Origin of the sequence: Prochlorococcus marinus, from assembly GCF_001180245.1 — a bacterium.
GTDB lineage: Bacteria > Cyanobacteriota > Cyanobacteriia > PCC-6307 > Cyanobiaceae > Prochlorococcus_A > Prochlorococcus_A marinus_F.
The window spans coordinates 1-273 of sequence record NZ_CVSV01000125.1 but is presented as its reverse complement, the minus strand read 5'-3'; the positions used below and the strand labels follow the sequence as shown (position 1 = coordinate 273).

The window sequence follows — 273 nt, the reverse complement described above, 5'->3', positions numbered from 1 at the left end:
GGCTATTGTTTTAGCTAGAAGAGATGTAATGAGCAAAGATATTTCGACAGGACTACCTGTTGATCAAGAGTTAATTGAAAAATCATCAGAACCATTACTTACAAATAAAAATTAACCTTTTGAGTTTCTTATTATGAATTTAGAATCAATTCCTCTTCAAGCTTTTTTAATAGTTTCTTCAGCACTATTTTGCATTGGTATTTGGGGATTATTAAATAGCAGAAATGCAGTCAGAGTTCTTATGAGCATTGAATTAATGCTCAATGCTGTAAA

At 30.4% G+C, this 273-nt stretch carries 1 protein-coding gene and 1 pseudogene; both read left to right on the top strand.

Translation table 11 applies throughout. The annotated features are described in order from the left end of the window. A pseudogene (locus tag AMO19_RS08780) lies at positions 1 to 115 on the top strand (NADH-quinone oxidoreductase subunit J); the annotation flags it as partial. A gap of 18 nt (positions 116 to 133) precedes the next feature. Beyond that, positions 134 to 273, top strand: a 140-nt coding sequence (locus AMO19_RS05120) for an NADH-quinone oxidoreductase subunit K (protein WP_179850516.1), incomplete at its 3' end; no start/stop codon positions are given.